This is a genomic window from Pseudomonas sp. PGPPP4 (assembly GCF_002256045.1).
GTDB lineage: Bacteria > Pseudomonadota > Gammaproteobacteria > Pseudomonadales > Pseudomonadaceae > Chryseomonas > Chryseomonas oryzihabitans.
Genome location: NZ_NKID01000004.1, coordinates 297,003 through 313,956, shown reverse-complemented (window position 1 = coordinate 313,956; position 16,954 = coordinate 297,003). Strand labels below are relative to the sequence as shown.

General features: G+C 67.8%; 11 protein-coding genes and 2 pseudogenes. 7 read left to right on the top strand and 6 right to left on the bottom strand.

From position 1 onward, the window contains the following. Positions 1 to 89: 89 nt before the first annotated feature. The gene (locus CFE50_RS09635; protein WP_286733025.1) at positions 90 to 1,427 is read right to left on the bottom strand and encodes a sigma-54-dependent transcriptional regulator; all 1,338 of its coding nucleotides are present in this window, start codon (positions 1,425 to 1,427) and stop codon (positions 90 to 92) included. Beyond that, the gene (locus CFE50_RS09630; RefSeq protein ID WP_286733022.1) at positions 1,412 to 2,857 is read right to left on the bottom strand and encodes a sensor histidine kinase; all 1,446 of its coding nucleotides are present in this window, start codon (positions 2,855 to 2,857) and stop codon (positions 1,412 to 1,414) included. The genes CFE50_RS09635 and CFE50_RS09630 overlap by 16 nt, the downstream gene beginning before the upstream one ends. Positions 2,858 to 3,014: 157 nt before the next feature. Between CFE50_RS09630 and CFE50_RS09625 the strand changes: the two genes are divergently transcribed. From CFE50_RS09625 to CFE50_RS09615, 3 genes are all read left to right on the top strand, one after another. Continuing rightward, positions 3,015 to 3,614, top strand: coding sequence for a LysE family translocator (locus CFE50_RS09625; protein WP_286733020.1), 600 nt, complete (start codon positions 3,015 to 3,017; stop codon positions 3,612 to 3,614). A gap of 17 nt (positions 3,615 to 3,631) precedes the next feature. Beyond that, positions 3,632 to 4,489: an AraC family transcriptional regulator gene (locus tag CFE50_RS09620; protein ID WP_286733017.1), complete on the top strand. Its 858-nt coding sequence runs from the start codon at positions 3,632 to 3,634 to the stop codon at positions 4,487 to 4,489. Positions 4,490 to 4,609: 120 nt separating this feature from the next. Beyond that, on the top strand, positions 4,610 to 6,583 hold the full coding sequence (locus CFE50_RS09615; RefSeq protein ID WP_286733014.1) for a BCCT family transporter: 1,974 nt from the start codon (positions 4,610 to 4,612) through the stop codon (positions 6,581 to 6,583). 49 nt (positions 6,584 to 6,632) lie between these two features. On the opposite strand, the pseudogene CFE50_RS22800 reads toward CFE50_RS09615, so the two are convergent. The 3 genes and pseudogenes from CFE50_RS22800 to CFE50_RS09605 all read right to left on the bottom strand — a co-directional run. Further along, a pseudogene (locus CFE50_RS22800) lies at positions 6,633 to 7,190 on the bottom strand (methyl-accepting chemotaxis protein); the annotation flags it as partial. 303 nt (positions 7,191 to 7,493) lie between these two features. After that, positions 7,494 to 8,633: pseudogene (locus CFE50_RS22795) on the bottom strand (cache domain-containing protein); the annotation flags it as partial. A gap of 197 nt (positions 8,634 to 8,830) precedes the next feature. Continuing rightward, positions 8,831 to 9,580: a carbon-nitrogen hydrolase family protein gene (locus CFE50_RS09605; RefSeq protein ID WP_286733009.1), complete on the bottom strand. Its 750-nt coding sequence runs from the start codon at positions 9,578 to 9,580 to the stop codon at positions 8,831 to 8,833. Positions 9,581 to 9,795: 215 nt separating this feature from the next. Between CFE50_RS09605 and gbd the strand changes: the two genes are divergently transcribed. The 3 genes from gbd (at position 9,796) to dld (ending at position 14,285) form a co-directional block, all read left to right on the top strand. Beyond that, positions 9,796 to 10,932 carry a 4-hydroxybutyrate dehydrogenase gene (gene gbd, locus CFE50_RS09600; protein ID WP_286733006.1) on the top strand — a complete coding sequence of 379 codons (1,137 nt, stop codon included), beginning with the start codon at positions 9,796 to 9,798 and terminating at the stop codon, positions 10,930 to 10,932. A gap of 160 nt (positions 10,933 to 11,092) precedes the next feature. Continuing rightward, positions 11,093 to 12,436 carry an MFS transporter gene (locus CFE50_RS09595; RefSeq protein WP_286733004.1) on the top strand — a complete coding sequence of 448 codons (1,344 nt, stop codon included), beginning with the start codon at positions 11,093 to 11,095 and terminating at the stop codon, positions 12,434 to 12,436. Positions 12,437 to 12,515: 79 nt separating this feature from the next. Then, positions 12,516 to 14,285: a D-lactate dehydrogenase gene (gene dld, locus CFE50_RS09590; protein ID WP_286733002.1), complete on the top strand. Its 1,770-nt coding sequence runs from the start codon at positions 12,516 to 12,518 to the stop codon at positions 14,283 to 14,285. Between the two features lie 18 nt (positions 14,286 to 14,303). Here the strand turns inward: dld and CFE50_RS09585 are convergent, their stop codons facing one another. Then, positions 14,304 to 15,242 carry a LysR family transcriptional regulator gene (locus CFE50_RS09585; protein WP_286733000.1) on the bottom strand — a complete coding sequence of 313 codons (939 nt, stop codon included), beginning with the start codon at positions 15,240 to 15,242 and terminating at the stop codon, positions 14,304 to 14,306. 254 nt (positions 15,243 to 15,496) lie between these two features. Here CFE50_RS09585 and CFE50_RS09580 point away from each other — a divergent pair, with 254 nt between their 5' ends. Then, positions 15,497 to 16,834: an MFS transporter gene (locus CFE50_RS09580; protein WP_286732998.1), complete on the top strand. Its 1,338-nt coding sequence runs from the start codon at positions 15,497 to 15,499 to the stop codon at positions 16,832 to 16,834. Positions 16,835 to 16,954 lie beyond the last annotated feature (120 nt).

Here is a 16,954-nt window from a genome sequence, read left to right as displayed (position 1 = left end):
TTACCACTCGTAAACTCCGCTTCCTCAGCCATTTTCGTGGGGCCGCCTAGGCCTTGTTTGTCTCTAGCTCGCGAGACTTTGAATAGGCTCTAAGCGGGACTGTCGTCTGCACCGACACCCAGGCCCAGTCGGCTCAGCTTGGTGTAGAGCAGCTGGCGATGGATGCCGAGGCGGCGCGCCGCTTCGGCGCGATTGCCGCCGCTGCGCTGCAGGGCGCGCTCGATCAGCAGGCGTTCCAGGCGCGCGGTGGCTTCGGCCAGGGTCTCCTCCGGCCAGCTGGCGTCGATGGCCACCTCATCCGGGGTCTCGCCCTGCAGAAAGGCCAGGTCGGCGGCGACGATGCGTTCGCCCTGGGCCAGGGTCGCGGCACGCTGGATGGCGTTGCGCAATTCGCGCACGTTGCCCGGCCAGGGGTGGCGCAAGAGCAGGGCGGCGGCATCGTCCGCCAGGACGCGGCCGCTGGGGGCGAGGAAGTGTTCGGCCAGCGGCAGGATGTCGGCCCGCCGCTCGCGCAGCGCCGGCAGGTGGATGGGTACCACGTGCAGGCGATAGAAGAGGTCTTCGCGGAAGTCGCCGCTGGCGACCCGCTGGGCCAGGTCGCGGTGGGTGGCCGCTACCAGACGCACGTCCAGGCGCACCGGCGCGCCGCCCACCGGCGTCACCTCGCGTTCCTGCAGGGCGCGCAGGATCTTGGCCTGCATGGGCAGCGGCATGTCGCCGATCTCGTCGAGAAAGAGGGTGCCGCCCTGGGCTTCGCGAAAGGCACCGAGGCGATTGGCGGTGGCCCCGCTGAAGGCGCCGCGCACATGGCCGAAGAGTTCGCTTTCCAGCAGATCCGGCGGGATGGCCGCGCAATTGACCGCGACGAAGGGCGCCCCGCGTCTCTTGCCATGCTCGTGGATGGCGCGGGCCACCAGTTCCTTGCCGGTGCCGGTCTCGCCGGTGACCAGCACCGTGGCCTCGCTGTCCACCAGGCGGCCGATGGTCTTCTGCACCTGGCGCAGGGCGTCGCTGCCGCCCACCAGGGTATGGCCCTCGACCGCCGCCGGTGGCGCACTGGCCGGACGGCGCTGGGCGGTCATGCCGGCCAGTACCCGGATCAGCTCGTCACGGCCGATGGGCTTGGTGAGGTGGTCGAAGGCGCCCAGGCGCATGGCCTCGATGGTGTTGCCGGCGCTGGCGAAGGCGGTCAGCACCGTGACCGCCGGTGGTTCGGGGAGGGCGCGGATGCGCGCCAGCACCTCCAGGCCATCCAGCCCGGGCATGCGCAGGTCGAGCAGCACGGCGTCCACCGCCTCCTGCGTCAGGAGCCGCAAGCCCGCTTCGCCCCCGTCGGCCTGCAGCACCCGGTAGCCCTGGTCCGCGGCGGTTTCCGCCAGGGCGTCGCGCAGACCGGTGTCGTCATCGATGATCAGCAGGGTTGGCATGGCAGGAGGATCTCGAAGCGCGTGGGAAGGGAGGGATCAATCAGTCGCGCCTCGCCGCCGTGGGCGCGGGCGGTCTCGCGGACCAGGGCCAGGCCCAGGCCGGTGCCCTCCGGGCGACCGGTAACGAAGGGCTCGAAGAGCTGGGCGCGCAACTCGGCGGGTGGCCCCTGGCCTTCGTCTTCCACCGCCAGCACCAGCCAGTCGCCGCGCCGGCTGGCGTCGAGACGGATTTCGCTGTCTGCCGGGGCGGCCTGGAGGGCGTTGAGCAGCAGGTTGTCCAGGGCGCGGGCCAGGGCGTCGCGATCGAACCAGCCCTCTTCGACGGCCACCCGGGCGGTCAGGCGGATGCCGCGCTGGACGGCCTGGTCTTCGTGTCCGGCCAGCACCTCGCGGCAAAAGGCCGGCAGCGCGATGACAGTGGGTTGCAGGTGCAGCGGCTGGGTGAGGTCGAGCAGGCGGCGCAGCAGGCGGTCCAGCCGGGTGACCTGGGTGAGGATGGCGTCCAGCGCCTTCTGTTGGCGGCCGCTGTCGCCGGCCAGGGCGTTCTCGGCCTTGAGGCGCATGGCGGCCAGGGGGTTGCGGATCTCGTGGGCGACCCCGGCGGCCACCCGACCGAGGGCGGCCAGCCGTTCACTGGCGTGGACCTGGGTGGTCAGTCGCTGGGCCTCGTCCCGGGCCTGGGTCAGGCGCTGCCCGGCCTGGTTGAGCGCCGCCAGCACCCGGTCCAGCTCGCGTTCGCCAGTCAGGGCGAGGGTGGGCAGGTCATGGCTGGCATTGGCGCCCAGATCGCGCTCGACCCGCGCGACATGGCGCGACCACTGCCAGGTGAGTCGGCCGAGCAGCAGGGTGGCGGCGAGCATGGCCAGCAGCAGCAGGCCCAGGCCCAGTTTCAGCTGGCGCTGCCCGCTGCCCTCGGCGAAGGTCAGGCGAGTCAGGGTCCAGGCGGCGAGATCGGCAATGGGCCCGGACAGCGGGCAGGCGGCCACCAGCACCGTGGCGCCGTCCGCGCTGAAGCTGTCGCTCAGGCTGCGTGCCTCGGCCAGGGTCGCGGCGGAGAGATCGGCCAGGTGCTGGCGTTCGGCAGCGGTCAGGGGGAAGGGACTGGCATCGGCCAGCAGTCCCGCCTGTTCCTGCCAGAGGCCGCCGGCCATGCCGCGATAACGCAGCAGGGCGACACTGGCCACGCCGCCGAGACTGCGCTGCAGCGCCGGGTCGGCGAGGCCCGCGGTAGGGCCGGACCAGCCATTGCTGTAGAAGCGATAGCTGCTGGCGATGGCCTGGCAGGCCTGCTCGGCTTCCACCGTGGCCTGGCCGAGCTGGGCGCTTTCCGACTGGCGCAAGAGCAGGATCATCAGCCAGCCGACCCCGACGGCCATGCCGCCGAGCATCAGCAGCAGGGCAATCAGACGACTGCGCAGCGATCCGAACATGGATTTTCTCTTCCAGGCCTTGGCCTGGATAGAGTGCCACACCCCGGCGGAGTTCGAGTGCCAGAGCGGGTGGCTCATCTCAGCCACAGACGTACAAGCCAGACCCCGGGCGCACTGGCTAGCCTGGGTCTCCCTCTCGAAGCCTGGCAGGTGCCCCGTGGAAATCGTCCTCTATGTCTTGAGCGTCATGTACAGCCCCGGTCCGGTCAATGCCCTGGGACTCAACGCCGGTCTGCGCGGCCAGGCCAGCCGGGCGCTGGGGTTCTATGCCGGGGTGGGCTGCGCCATGCTGATCCTGTTCCTCGCCCTGGGCTATGCCGGCGCGGTCGTGGTCTCGGGGGCGCTGCTGCCGTGGCTGGCGCTCCTCGGCGGTGGCTATTGCCTGTACCTCGGCTATCGCATCGCCCGGGACGCGCCGCCGACGGCAGCGGGGGAGGGCGCCGCCACGCGGCTGACCTTTGCCAGCGGCCTGCTGATCCAGGGCCTCAATCCCAAGGCGTGGCTGGCGGTGCTGCCCATCGCCACGGTGATGTTTCCGGCGGCCCAGGTGACCGGGGGCAAGATCGCCCTCTGGTCGCTGCCCCTGGCGCTGTCGGCCTGCGGCGCCCCGGCGAGCTACGCCTTGCTCGGGGCGCTGCTCGGGCGCTACCTGGTGCGGGGATGCGGCTTTCGCGCGGTGAATCGGCTGCTGGGCCTGAGTCTGGTTGGCTGCGCCCTGCTGTTGTTCCACGACGCCTGGCGCGGTCTGCTAGGCTGAGCGCGCGAGGAGTCGCCATGCGCAGCCAGATCGAATTGCCCGGTGCCACGGATTGGGTGAGGCACGCCCCGGCCCATGCCGAGCTGGAGTCCATCGAGGCCTTCTTCAGTGGCCATGCGTTCGACCCCCATCGCCATGCCACCTATGCCATCGGCCGTACCCTGGCCGGTGTGCAGAGCTTTTCCTATCGCGGCGCCCGGACCAACAGCCTGCCCGGCGAGACCATGATCCTGCATCCGGACGAGGTCCATGACGGGCGTGCCGGCGCTGCCGATGGCTTTCGCTATCGCATGCTCTACCTGCCGCCGACCCTGGTGCAGGACATCCTGGGTGGACGGCCCTTGCCCTTCCACCGCGAGAGCGTCTCCCGGGACCCGCGCCTGGCCCGAGCCACCGAGGCGGTGTTCGCCGCCCTCGACGCGCAATCCGATGTCCTGGCTCGCGACGATGCCCTCTATGGCCTGGTCGCGACCCTGGCCGAGGTCTGCCAGGCCTGGCCCAGTCGCGGGCGGGTGGACTTCGCCGCCGCGCTGCGTGCGCGGGAATACCTGGAGGATCATCTGGACCAAGCGGTCACCCTCGACGACCTGGCCCGCTGCGCCGGTCGGGATCGCTGGAGTCTGACCCGGGATTTCCGTGCCTACTTCGGCACCAGTCCCCACCGCTACCTGACCTTGCGCCGTCTCGACCAGGTACGGCTGCAGGTGCGCCTCGGTCGGGGGCTGGCCGAGGCGGCCGTTGCCGCCGGCTTCTATGACCAGAGTCATATGACGAAACATTTCCGCCAGGCCTTCGGCGTGGCGCCGGCGCGCTGGTTTCGGGGGCTGGCGGGAGCACCCGGCGCCACTGTGCTGGCTGGCGTATCCGACCCTTAGCGCCCCAGCGATTGGTGCGGTAGCACACAGCGGCATGCGCCCTTCCCGCAGCGTCGCCAGCGAAACGATCACGGCCGAGGGCAGTCAACCTGTGCGCACTTCATGAACAGGAGCCCTTTTATGACCGGCCAGGGAGAATCCGCCGCTCGTCCCACCTTCAGTCCTCCGGTCTTCTGGACCTCGACCCTGCTGCTACTCGTGCTGGTGCTCTATGCCAGCCTGTTCCAGGCCAACGCCCAGTGGCTGTTCGCCGCCATCCAGGGCTGGATCATCACCAACCTCAGCTGGTTCTACATCCTCGCCGTGGCCATCATCCTGGGTACCGTGGTGTTTCTCGGCATGAGTCGCTATGGCGACATCAAGCTCGGCCCGGACCACAGCGAGCCGGACTACGCCAACACCACCTGGTTCGCCATGCTGTTTTCCGCCGGCATGGGCATCGGCCTGATGTTCTTTGGCGTCGCCGAGCCGGTGATGCACTTTCTCAACCCGCCCTATGCCGATGGCCAGACGGTGGACGCCGCGCGCCAGGCCATGCGCATCACCTTCTTCCACTGGGGCCTGCACGCCTGGTCGATCTATGCCATCGTCGCCCTGATCCTGGCCTACTTCAGCTATCGCCACGGCCTGCCGCTGACCCTGAGATCGGCGCTCTATCCGCTGATCGGCGAGCGCATCCATGGCCCCATCGGCCATGCCGTGGACATCTTCGCCATCATCGGCACGGTGCTGGGCGTCGCCACCTCCCTGGGCTTCGGCGTCTCGCAGATCAACACCGGACTCAACGTACTGTTCGGCGTGCCGGTGTCCACCCCGGTGCAGATCGGCCTGATCGTCGTCACCACGGCGCTGGCCACCCTCTCGGTGGTCTCGGGGCTGGACAAGGGCGTCCGGCGGCTGTCGGAACTCAATCTGGGCCTGGCGGTGCTGCTGATGCTGACCGTGGTCATCCTCGGCCCCACGGTGCTGATCCTGCAGACCTTCGTCGAGAACACCGGCGGCTATCTCAGCGAGATCGTCAGCCGCACCCTCAACCTCAACGCCTATCGACCCACCGACTGGATCGGCGGCTGGACGCTGTTCTACTGGGGCTGGTGGCTGGCCTGGTCGCCCTTCGTCGGGCTGTTCATCGCGCGCATCTCGCGCGGGCGGACCATCCGCGAATTCGTCTCCGGCGTACTGCTGGTGCCGGCCGGTTTCACCCTGCTGTGGATGACGGTGTTCGGCAACACGGCGATCCACATGATCCTCACCGAGGGCATCACCGATCTGGCCGCCGCCGTGTCCCAGGACAGCTCTCTGGCGCTGTTCGCCTTCCTTGAGCACTTCCCCTTCGCCAGCGCGATCTCGCTGGTGGCCATCGTCATGGTGGTGGTGTTCTTCGTCACCTCGGCCGACTCGGGCGCCATGGTGGTGGACATGCTGGCCTCCGGCGGCCAGGACCAGACACCGGTCTGGCAGCGGGTGTTCTGGGGCGCCAGCATGGGCCTGGTGGCCATCGCGCTGCTTCTCGCGGACGGTCTCAAGGCCCTGCAGACCGCCACCATCGCCAGTGCCCTGCCGTTCACCATCGCCCTGCTGTTCAGCATGCATGGCCTGCTCAAGGCCCTCAAGCTGGACGCCACCAAGCGCGGCCTGCGCCATCAGTCGCTGAGTCTGACGCCGCCCACCACCCGTACGCCGGGCGGCTGGCAGCGCCGCCTGCGCGGCCTGGCGATGTTTCCGCGGCGCAGCCACGTGGTGCGCTTCATCGGCGAGGTGGCCAAGCCGGCTTGCCTGGCGGTGGCCGAGGAATGGCGCAAGCAGGGCTATGTCTGCGGCGTGGAAGACCGCGAGGATGGCGGGGTGCGGTTGTATGTCGGTCCGGCCGAGCAGCCCGAGTTCGTCTACCAGGTCAGACCCCATGCCTACGCGATGCCCAGTTTCGTCATGGGCAGCGAGCCGGGGGAGGAGCGCAAGTACTTCCGCGCCCAGGTCTATCTGCGCGAGGGTGGCCAGGACCATGACGTCATGGGCTGGTCACGCGAGGACGTGATTGGCGACATCCTCGACCAGTACGAGCGCCATATGCATTTTCTGCATCTGGTGGGCTAGACGAAAAAGCCGGGCGCAAGACCCGGCTTTTTCCTGTCGCGACGTTGGGTCACTTCACCCGGAAGCGCCGCACCACCGCCATCAGCTGCTCGTTGGACGATTGCACCGCCGCAGTGCTCTCGGCGGTGCGCTGACCGCTGGTGACCAGGTCGTCGACGATATGGCGGACGGCAACCATGTTCTGGTTGATCTCGCCGGCCACCACGCTCTGCTCTTCGGCCGCCGCGGCGATCTGGGTCGAGAGATCGCTGATACGCACCACCGAACCGCTCATCTCGTCCAGGCCGTCGGTGACCTCGCGGGTCTTCTCGGCGGTGCTCTGGCAACTGGTCTTGGTCACTTCCATGGCCGCGACCGCGGAACTCACGCCCTGCTGCAAGCGGCTCAGCATCTCGTTGATCTCGGCGGTGCTCTGCTGGGTACGGCCAGCCAGGGCGCGGACCTCGTCGGCGACCACCGCGAAGCCGCGACCCTGCTCGCCGGCTCGGGCCGCTTCGATGGCCGCGTTGAGCGCCAGCAGGTTGGTCTGGCCGGCGATCTCGCCGATCACCCCGAGCACATCGTTGATGCGCTGGGCGTCGCTCTGCATGGCCTGCACCTTGAGGGTGGCGTCTTCCACCTGATCGACCAGGGCCAGCACGCTGGCCGACGCCTGCTGGACCACCGCGCGGGAACGCTCGGCCTGGCCGTTGGCGGCCTGGGTGAGGGCGGCGGTATCGCTGGCACTGCGGGCCACGGAGTCGGAGGTGGCGCTCATCTCGGTGATGGCGGTCACCGCCTGGTCGGTTTCGCTGGCATGGCGGGCCAGGATGGCACCGTTCTGCTGGGCCTGGCCGTGCAGTTGCTTGAGACCGGTGTCGATGCGGTCGGTGGCATCGCCCACCTCGCCGATCAGCCGCTGCAGATAGCCGATGAAGCCGTTGACCGCGCCGGCCACCGCATCCACCTCGTCCTTGCCGTGCACCGGGATGCGCCGGGTCAGGTCGGCATCGCCGGCGGACAGGGATTCGATGTTGCGCTGCAGCAGGCCCAGGCGACCCATCAGCTTGCCGAGCGCCAGCACCATGATCGCCACCAGCAGCAGCACCAGCGGCAACTGGATGGCCGCCAGGGTCTTGAGGATGCCGGTGTTGGTCGCCGCGATGAGCGCGCTGGGCAGCGCCGTGGCCAGCAGCCAGGGCGTGCCGGCCAGCGGCCGCAGGAAGAAGGTGTGGGGCGTGCCGTGCTCGTCGACGTAGGTGTCGCGCACCAGGGCCTCGCCCTTGAGCTTGCCGAGGTTCTGCTGGATGGCGGCGACGAAGGGCGAGCGGGTGGCATAGGCCGAGACATTGTTCAGGATCTGCGGCTCGCCGAGTTCGCTGAGGTTGCTGAGGATCTTGCCGTCGGCCTCGACGATCATCATGTCGGTGTCGTCGAGTTCTTTGCGCAGGCCATCCACCAGGGGATTGAAGAAGCCCAGGGTGAGGTCGATGGTCGAGACGCCAAAGGCCTTGCCATCGCGCTGGATGGCCATGGCGCAGTTGGTGCGCGGCTCGGCGCTGGCGGCGTCCTTGTAGGCGGCCGCCCAGACGCACTGGCCGGCGGGAGCCTTGAGGCCAGCCTGGAACCAGGGCTGCTCCCAGTAGTTGAGCGACTCGGGGGAGTTCCAGTGGGTGTTGACGATCAGCTTGCCGCCGGCATCGCGGTGATAGAAGGTGCTGAACTTGTCGCGGCCCTGTTCACGCTGGTTGGGCAGCGGCCAGATGCCGCCGCCGAACACCTTGGCATCGCCATACTGGTCCACCAGGCCGGGCAGTACCCGGTCGATGGCGGCGCTGTCCAGCAGCGGCACGGTCTGGGTGATGGAGCGCTGCTGCGCCTGGATCTGGTTGAGTTCGCGATAGATGCGGGTGCCCACCTCGTTGACGCGGGTCAGCACGGCGGATTCACCGGCGGCGACCAGGTCCGGGGTCACCCACAGGCGGATGCCGATGACGGTGGCCGCGAGGGTCGCGCCGATGAAGCCGAGGAAGATCAGGGTGTAGCGGGTTCGGATGGTGTTCAAGGCCATGGTGTCGCTCCTGCGGTTACAGCGTCGTTCACGCTGCGAAAGGCATCCTTGGCGGTGTTCTGGACGAGGATGTCAGAGCCTTATCGGCGTCTGACGTGTGACCTTTAGTCGCAGGCTGCACGGGATATCGGGGCGCGAATCCGGTCGTGGCGTGACCCGTCAGCCGCTTTTTAGTCAGAGGATTGCGTCGTGCGGGATCAGGGCTGCAAGGTGCGAATTTCGCCCTGCCAGACACCCCCGTGCAGGCGGACGATCACCAGGCAGGGACCGTCGCCTGGCGCCGCTACCAGGCACCCGCCATCTGCCTGCCAGAAGGCGCTGTGGCCCACGCAGGCATAGCCGCCGGTGGGCGCGCCGTGATTGGCCAGGAGCACCAGCATGCCCAGGCGTCGGGCATGGCCGGCCAGGCGCGCGCTGTCGGCGGGATAGCCGGTCGGACCTATCACCGCCGAGGCCAGGTAGAGATCGGCGCCGCGGGCGCGGGCGGCATCGGCATGGGCCTCGTGATTGCTGTCGGCGCAGATGGCCAGGGCGGCCTGCAGCCCGCGCACCTCCAGCAAATCCCCGCCATGACCGGGCACGAAGGGCGGCGCCTCGCCCGGATGCAGGTATTGCTTGGTATGGACGCGACAGCGGCCATCGGCGCCCAGGATCAGCGCGCCAATCTGCAGCCCCGTCGGGCCCTGGATCGGCGCCCCGACCACGGCCGTCAGCCCGGCCGCGCGGCAGGCTTCGCGCAGCGGCCGCAGGCGGGCATCGCTGCTCTCCAGCGTCAGCCCTGCCGCCAGGGTCGGCTCATAGCCGGTCAGGGACAGTTCCGGAAACAGCAGGAGCTCCACCCCGGCGTCGGCAGCCGCGGCGATGAAGTCGAGATGGGTGCGCAGATTGGCGGCGAGGTCGCCGGCGAGCGAAACGGATTGGGCGGCGGCCAGGGTAGGGATGGGCATCGAGACTCCAGGGAAAGCGGCGGCGCCCGGGAGCGCGGGCCCGGCCATCGCTGTTGGGGAGGGCGTCCGGCAGGGAGGCAAGGCTATGCCGGCTTCAGCTGAACAGGCTGGGTTGCCTCCTGGTTATACCGCTATCGCTACCTCTCAGTATTTGGCCCGGAGGCGCCTCGCTATAGTCAGGCCGTCTATCAATTTCAAGAATAACAGGACGGGTCATGGCGATAATCAACTATGTAACGGAGATCCGCTTCGGCGCCGGCTGTGCGGCCGAACTGGCCGACGTCACCGCCCGGCTGGGCTTCAAGCGGCCACTGATCGTCACCGATAGGGGCGTGGTGGCCGCCGGTCTCATCGAGCAACTGGTAGAGCTCAATCCCCTGGCCGCCTACCAGGTGTTCGACGCCACCCCGGCCAATCCCACCGAGGCCGCCACCCGCGAGGGCGTCGCCTGTTTCCGGGATGCGGACTGCGACGGCATCATCGCCGTCGGTGGCGGGTCGCCCATCGACCTGGCCAAGGCCATCGCCGTGTCCGCGCGGCATCCCGGCCCGCTGAAACAATTCGCCCTCATCGAAGGCGGCCTGACGCGGATCACCGCGGCGACGGTGCCCATCGTGGCCATTCCGACCACGGCCGGCACCGGCAGCGAGGTGGGACGCGGCGCCATCATCATCCTCGATGACGGCCGCAAGGTCGGCATCCTCTCGCCCCATGTCATCCCGCGGGTGGCCATCTGCGATCCGCTGCTGACGCTCAGCTTGCCGCCGCACTTGACCGCCGCGACGGGCATGGACGCGGTGGCCCACTGCATCGAGACCTTTCTCGCGCCCAGCTTTAATCCGCCGGCCGAGGGCATCGCGCTGGACGGCCTGCGCCGGGCCTGGCGCCATCTGGAGCTGGCGTTCAACGAGCCCAGCAACCTGGAAGCCCGGACCCAGATGCTCAGCGCCTCGCTGCAGGGGGCACTGGCCTTCCAGAAGGGGCTGGGTTGCGTGCACAGCCTGAGTCACTCGCTGGGCGGCATCGATCCGCGGCTGCACCATGGCACCCTCAACGCGGTCCTGCTGCCGGCCGTGGTGGCCTTTAACCGCAGCGCCGAATCGGTGGTCCGCGACGAGAAACTCGAACGCCTCGCCCAGGCCATGGAGCTGCCGCCGCAGCTGTCGGTGGAGCAGGCGCTGGCGCACAAGGCCGAAGCCCTGCGGCTGCCGACGGGGCTGGCGCAGATGGGGGTCGACCGGGGACTCATCCCGCGCATCGTCACCGGCGCCCTGGCCGATCACAGCCACCAGACCAATCCCCGGGAAGCCTCGGCGGAGGACTATGCCGACCTGATCCAGGCCTCGTTCTAAGGCCCCGACTTCCCTAGCGGCAAGCCCTTCCGCTGCAGTGCCATCCGCCGTCCTGCCGCGCGCCTCGACTCGATCCGGGCGGGCAGCGGGCCGCGGATGACCGACGACCGTTCTGCAAGCCCCTCGCGACAATCACAACAATTAAAGGACGCGAAACATCATGGCCCATCCCAGTACCGCCGCATCCCCGGTGCAGTTCGATCCGCTCTATCGCAAGGTCGCCTGGCGCGTGTTGCCGCTGCTGCTGCTCGGTTACATCATCGCCTATCTCGATCGGGTCAACGTCGGCTTCGCCAAGCTCGCCATGCTCAACGACCTCGGCATGTCCGAGGCGGCCTACGGCCTGGGCGCCGGCATCTTCTTCATCGGTTACTTCATCTTCGAAGTCCCCAGCAACCTGATGCTGCATCGCGTCGGCGCCAAGCTGTGGATTGCCCGCATCATGATCACCTGGGGCCTGGTCTCTTCGCTAATGGCCTTCACCGGGCCCATCGCCCAGTGGCTGGGCATCAGCCACGAGATGACTTTCTATGGACTCAGATTCCTGCTCGGCGTGTGCGAGGCGGGCTTCTTTCCCGGGGTCATCCTCTATCTGACCTACTGGTTTCCCGCGGCGCTGCACAGCCGCATGATGGCCATCGTCATCCTCGGCAACCCGGTGTCCTTCATCTTTGGCGGTCCGCTCAGCGGCGCCATCATGTACTACATGGGCGCCAACGGCCTGCTGGCGGGCTGGCAGTGGATGTTCGTCATCGAGGCGGTGCCTGCCGTGGTGGTCGGGGTGGTGGTGCTCTGGCTGCTGGACAACGGCATCCAGGATGCCAAGTGGCTGAACGATCAGGAAAAGGCCGAACTTACCCGGCGTCTGGCCCTGGAAGCCGCGGAAAAGCCGCACGTCGCCCTCAAGCGGCTGTATGCCCTGCCCATCATCTGGCTGCTCACGGTCATCTACGTCCTGCTGATGCTCGGCAACTACGGCATCAATTTCTGGGTGCCGACCATCATCAAGAACGCCGGGGTGGCCTCGGTCCTGGACATCGGCCTCATCACCGCCATCCCCTATGTGTTCGGCGCGGCGACCATGGTCTGGGTCACCCGCCAGGCCCAGCGCACGGGTAACCAGCGCGCCTATGGCGCCCTGATGTCGGTGCTGGCCGGGATCGGCCTGATCCTCTGCGCGGCCTTTCCCCAGCATCTCGTGCTGATGATCCTGGGTGTCGCCTTCGCCGTGGGTGGCAGCCTGAGCGCCATCGCGCTGTTCTGGGGGCTGCCCGGGGCCTTTCTGCAGGGCGCCGCGGCGGCGGCCGGCATCGCCATCATCAACTCCTTCGGCAATCTCGGCGGCTTCGCCGGGCCCTATCTGCTGGGGTTGCTGACCACGCTGTTCGGCTCGGCGCAGGTCGGGCTGATGCTGCTCGGGGGTTGCCTGCTGGGGTGCGCGGCGCTGATGCTGTGGGTGACCCGCCGGCCCGCGCCGTCGACTACCGGGCTGCTGGCCGATTAGCCACGCCGCGCCAGCCGCGCCTTTCGAGCGGAAGCGACTATCCTTCGCTGCCGCTTTCCTTGTCAGTGAAGAGGACGTCATGGATCTGGTCAGCGAGTTGCACACCATCGTCGGGCGGCGCCATGTCCTGCAGGGCGACGCGGCGACCCGACGCTTCCGCCTGGGCATCCGCTATGGTGGCGGGGCGGTGCTCGCCGTGGTGCGGCCCGGCAGCCTGCTGGAGATGTGGCGCGTGCTGCAGCGCTGCCACAGCGCCGGCACCATCATCATCTGCCAGGCGGCCAACACCGGCCTGACCGGCGGCTCCACCCCGGTGGCCGAGGGCTACGACCGGCCGGTGGTGCTGATCAACACCCTGCGCCTGACCCGCCTGGCCCTGCTGCGCCAGGGCGAACAGGTGCTGTCCCAGCCGGGTGTGACCCTGAGCCAGCTGGAGACGACACTGAAACCCCTGGGGCGCGAGCCGCACTCGGTGATCGGCTCGACCTGCATCGGCGCCTCCGTCACCGGTGGCGTCTGCAACAACTCCGGCGGCTCGCTGATCCGCCGCGGACCGGCCTTCACCCAGCTGTCGCTGTTCGCCCGCATCGACGAGGCGGGGCAGCTGCAACTGGTCAACCACCTGGGCCTGGCCTTGGGCGACACCCCCGAGGAGATCCTCAGCCGGCTCGACGAGGGCCGCTTCGACGACAGCGTCGTGCAGGATCCGGCCGGGGCCATGGCCTCCGATCGCGAATACGCCCGCCATGTCCGCGACGTGGCCTCGGCCACCCCGGCGCGCTACAACGCCGATCCGCGGCGGCTGTACGAAGCCTCGGGTTCGGCGGGCAAGATCGCCGTGTTCGCCCTGCGTCTGGATACCTTCGCCGCCGATCGCAATACCCGGGTGTTCTACATCGGCTCCAACCGGGCCGCCGATCTGGAAGCCATCCGCCGGCACATCCTGGTCAACTTCGCCCAGTTGCCCATCGCCGGCGAATACATGCACCGCACGGCCTACGAACTCAGCCGTACCTACGGCAAGGACCTGTTCCTGTTCATCCAGCGCTGTGGCGCGCAACGGGTGCCCCAGGCCTTTGCCTGGAAGACCCGCTTCGATGCCCTGAGCGAACGCCTGGGGCTCGGAGCCCAGCTCGGCGATCGCCTGCTGCAACGCCTGACGGCGCCCTTGCCGGAGCACCTGCCGGCGCGCCTCAACGCCTTTGCCTCGCGCTTCGAGCATCATCTGCTGCTGAAAATGGGCGAAGACGGCATCGACGAGGCCCGCGCCTATCTGCAGTCCTGGCTGCCCAGCGCCGACGCGGATTTCATCGAGTGCGACGCGGCGGAGGGCAACGCCGCCTTCCTCAATCGCTTCGCGGTCGGCAATGCCATGAATCGCTACCGGGCGGTGCACCGGGACACCGTGGAAGACATCCTCGCCCTGGACATCGCCCTGCCACGCAACACCCAGGACTGGTTCGAGACCCTGCCGCCGGAGCTGGCGGAGCAGATCGAGGTGACCATGTATTGCGGGCACTTCTTTTGTCACGTGCTGCACCAGGAATACCTGGTGAAGAAGGGTCGGGACTGCGCGGCGCTCAAGCGTCGCCTGCTGGCCCTGCTGGAGGCCCGCGGCGCCCGTTATCCCGCCGAGCACAATGTCGGTCACCTCTACGCCGCGGCGCCGGAACTGGAGCGGCACTATCGCCAGCTCGATCCGACCAACGCCTTCAATCCGGGCATCGGGCAGCTGACGCGGCGCCATCGCTGGCAGGAGGACTGCTGCGCCGCGCATGCCGGCGATGCCATCGCCGCGGTGGCGAAGGCGGCCCGGGCGGAGACCGCGGAGACGAGTCGCACGTCCTGAGCGGTCGTGCGGGGCGGCTCAGTCTTTCTGCTGGATGGCGTAGAGCGATTCCACCAGCAGCGCGAACGCCGGATTCTGCTGGGCGCTGCGCCGCGAGACCAGCTCATAGGGCTCGCTGTGCGACCTGAGCTCCAGCGGCAGGCGACTGACCAGGCCATGCTGGCAGACATAGTCCGCCACCTCGACCGACACCAGGGCCACCAGCCGGGGATTGCGGCTTAACAGCGAAAGGGTGGTCAGCGCCGAGGTGGTCTCGATCAGGTGCAGCGGAAAGGGCAGCTGCGCCTCGAAGAATTCGTGTTCCAGGGTGCGTCTCATGGGCATGTTGGCCCGATAGACCACCCAGCGACTGTCCGAGAGATCCCGCAACTCGACCCGCTCGCGCTGGGCGGCCGGATGGGCGGCGTGGGCGATGACCGCGAGGGACTCGTCCTTGATGACCCGGGCGTCGTAGCTTTCCGGCCGCTCGCTCACCGACAGGCGACAGATGGCCGCGTCCAGCCGCCCCTGGTCGATCAGGCCGAGCAGGGTCGTGCTGGTGTCCTCCACCACCTCGATGGACAGTCGCGGCTGCAATTCCAGCAGCCGCGAGATGGCATGGGTGAGCAGGGGCACGGCGCCCATGATGGTGCCGATGGCCAGCTTGCCGCCCGAACCGCTGGCGATGGCGTGGAGTTCGAGGCGCAGATTGTCCAGGTCGGCCTGGATCAGTCGGGCGAAGCGAATGGCGCAGGTACCCGCCGGGGTCGGCAGCAGGCCGCGATTGGTGCGCAGGAACAATTCCACTCCGAGGGCGGACTCCAGCTCCTTGAGCGCCTTGCTGGCGCCCGGCTGCGTGAGCCCCAGGCCTTCCGCGGCATTGAGCAGCGAACCCTTTTCCGCCAGGGCGATGAGCAGGCGCAGCTGCTTGGCGTGCAGGCGCGACATGATGGTGTTGAGGCTGGCGAGATTCTTCATTGCCTGAAAGTTATACCGCTGTTGCTTATTGTCAATTCCGAGGCCTTTATCACCGCGCTAGACTCGGCCTGCCTATAATAAAACATCATAAATGGAGGGCACATGATCCTTCTGCTCGTCTTGGCCCAGGGCCTTTCGATCACCGCTCCTGCGCTCAGGCCGCGCATCACCACGCTGCCGCCTTGACCGGGGCCAACCACCGCTGCAGGCGGTGACTGCATCCAGTTTTCAAACAATAATAATCAGGTGATGCCATGACTCACGCCACGCTCGATCCCGCGGCCGCTGCGGCTGCCCCTTCCCAAGAATGCCTGGTGCCTGCCAGCGAGCGCCGCCGCGCCCTGCTGGGCAGCGCCGTCGGCAGTACCATCGAGTGGTACGACTACTTTCTCTACGGCACCATGGCGTCGATCATCTTCGCCAAGCAGTTCTTTCCCAGTGATGATCCTCTGGTGAGTCAGCTGCTGGCCCTGGCCGCCTTTGCCCTGGCCTTTCTGGTTCGCCCCCTGGGCGGTATCCTGTTTTCGCATGTCGGTGACCGTATCGGCCGCAAGAAGACCCTGGCCATCACCCTGTCGCTGATGGGCGCCTCGACGGTGCTCATGGGGCTGTTGCCTAACTATGCGCAGATCGGCATCTGGGCACCTATCCTGCTCACCCTGTTGCGCCTGCTGCAGGGGCTGGCCCTGGGTGGCGAGTGGGGCGGCGGTGTGCTACTGGCGGTGGAGTATTCGCCGCGCCAGCGTCGCGGCTTCTTTGGCGCGGTGCCCCAGACCGGCGCGGTGCTCGGCCTGGCCCTGGGCAACATCGTCACCGCGCTGCTCAGCGCCAACCTGTCCGAGTCGAGCTTCGAGTCCTGGGGCTGGCGCGTGCCCTTCGTAGGCTCCATCGTGCTGGTGCTGCTGGGCATGTGGATTCGCAACGCCGTGGATGAAACGCCTTCCTTCAAGAAAATGGTGGCCAATCGCACCCATACGCGTATTCCGCTGCAGGAAACCGTGCAGGACCATTGGCGGGTGGTGCTGATCGCCATTGGCGCCAAGGTCATCGAGACCTCGACCTTCTTCCTCTACGCCACCTTTTCGCTGTCCTACCTGATCAACCAGGGCTTCGCGCGGGCGGAAATCCTCAATGTCATCCTGGTCTGCGCCCTGCTGGCCTTTCCCTGCATGCTGTACTTCGGGCACCTGTCCGATCGCATCGGGCGGCGCAAGGTGTTCCTGTTGGGGTGCCTGGCCTTTCTGCTGTGGATCTTTCCCTACTTTTGGCTGATCAGCCAGGGCAGCTTCTGGCTGGCGGCGCTGGGCATTGCCGTAGGTTTCGGGGTGATCTGGGGAAGCTACGGCGCCATGATCGGGACGCTCCTGGCGGAAGCCTTCCCGGCCAACATCCGCTACACCGGGATGTCTCTTGGCTACCAGATCGGCGCAGCCCTAGTGGGCGGCCCCATGCCGCTGATCGCCACCGCGCTGATCGCCTATTTCGGTGGCAGCTATGTGCCGGTGGTGCTCTTCATGATGGCCTGCGCCCTGGTGTCCATCTATGCGGTCTCCCGGGCACGCGACCGCAGCGGCGAGGTGCTCGATGATTGATTCATGCGGAGCTTGGGCTTGGTAGATTGGGTTGAGCCTGACAAAGCCCAACAGACCTGATTCAAGGTGCGCAGCCTTTCCCTCACCCCAACCCTCTCCCCTGGGGAGAGGGGGCAAAAG

Bases quoted from the DNA above. Each gene is read 5' to 3' on its own strand.
- CFE50_RS09635 (WP_286733025.1), bottom strand. From the start codon at position 1,427: ATGCCAACCCTGCTGATCATCGATGACGACACCGGTCTGCGCGACGCC.
- CFE50_RS09630 (WP_286733022.1), bottom strand. From the start codon at position 2,857: ATGTTCGGATCGCTGCGCAGTCGTCTGATTGCCCTGCTGCTGATGCTC.
- CFE50_RS09620 (WP_286733017.1), top strand. From the start codon at position 3,632: ATGCGCAGCCAGATCGAATTGCCCGGTGCCACGGATTGGGTGAGGCAC.
- CFE50_RS09615 (WP_286733014.1), top strand. From the start codon at position 4,610: ATGACCGGCCAGGGAGAATCCGCCGCTCGTCCCACCTTCAGTCCTCCG.
- CFE50_RS09605 (WP_286733009.1), bottom strand. From the start codon at position 9,580: ATGCCCATCCCTACCCTGGCCGCCGCCCAATCCGTTTCGCTCGCCGGC.
- gbd (WP_286733006.1), top strand. From the start codon at position 9,796: ATGGCGATAATCAACTATGTAACGGAGATCCGCTTCGGCGCCGGCTGT.
- CFE50_RS09595 (WP_286733004.1), top strand. From the start codon at position 11,093: ATGGCCCATCCCAGTACCGCCGCATCCCCGGTGCAGTTCGATCCGCTC.
- dld (WP_286733002.1), top strand. From the start codon at position 12,516: ATGGATCTGGTCAGCGAGTTGCACACCATCGTCGGGCGGCGCCATGTC.
- CFE50_RS09585 (WP_286733000.1), bottom strand. From the start codon at position 15,242: ATGAAGAATCTCGCCAGCCTCAACACCATCATGTCGCGCCTGCACGCC.
- CFE50_RS09580 (WP_286732998.1), top strand. From the start codon at position 15,497: ATGACTCACGCCACGCTCGATCCCGCGGCCGCTGCGGCTGCCCCTTCC.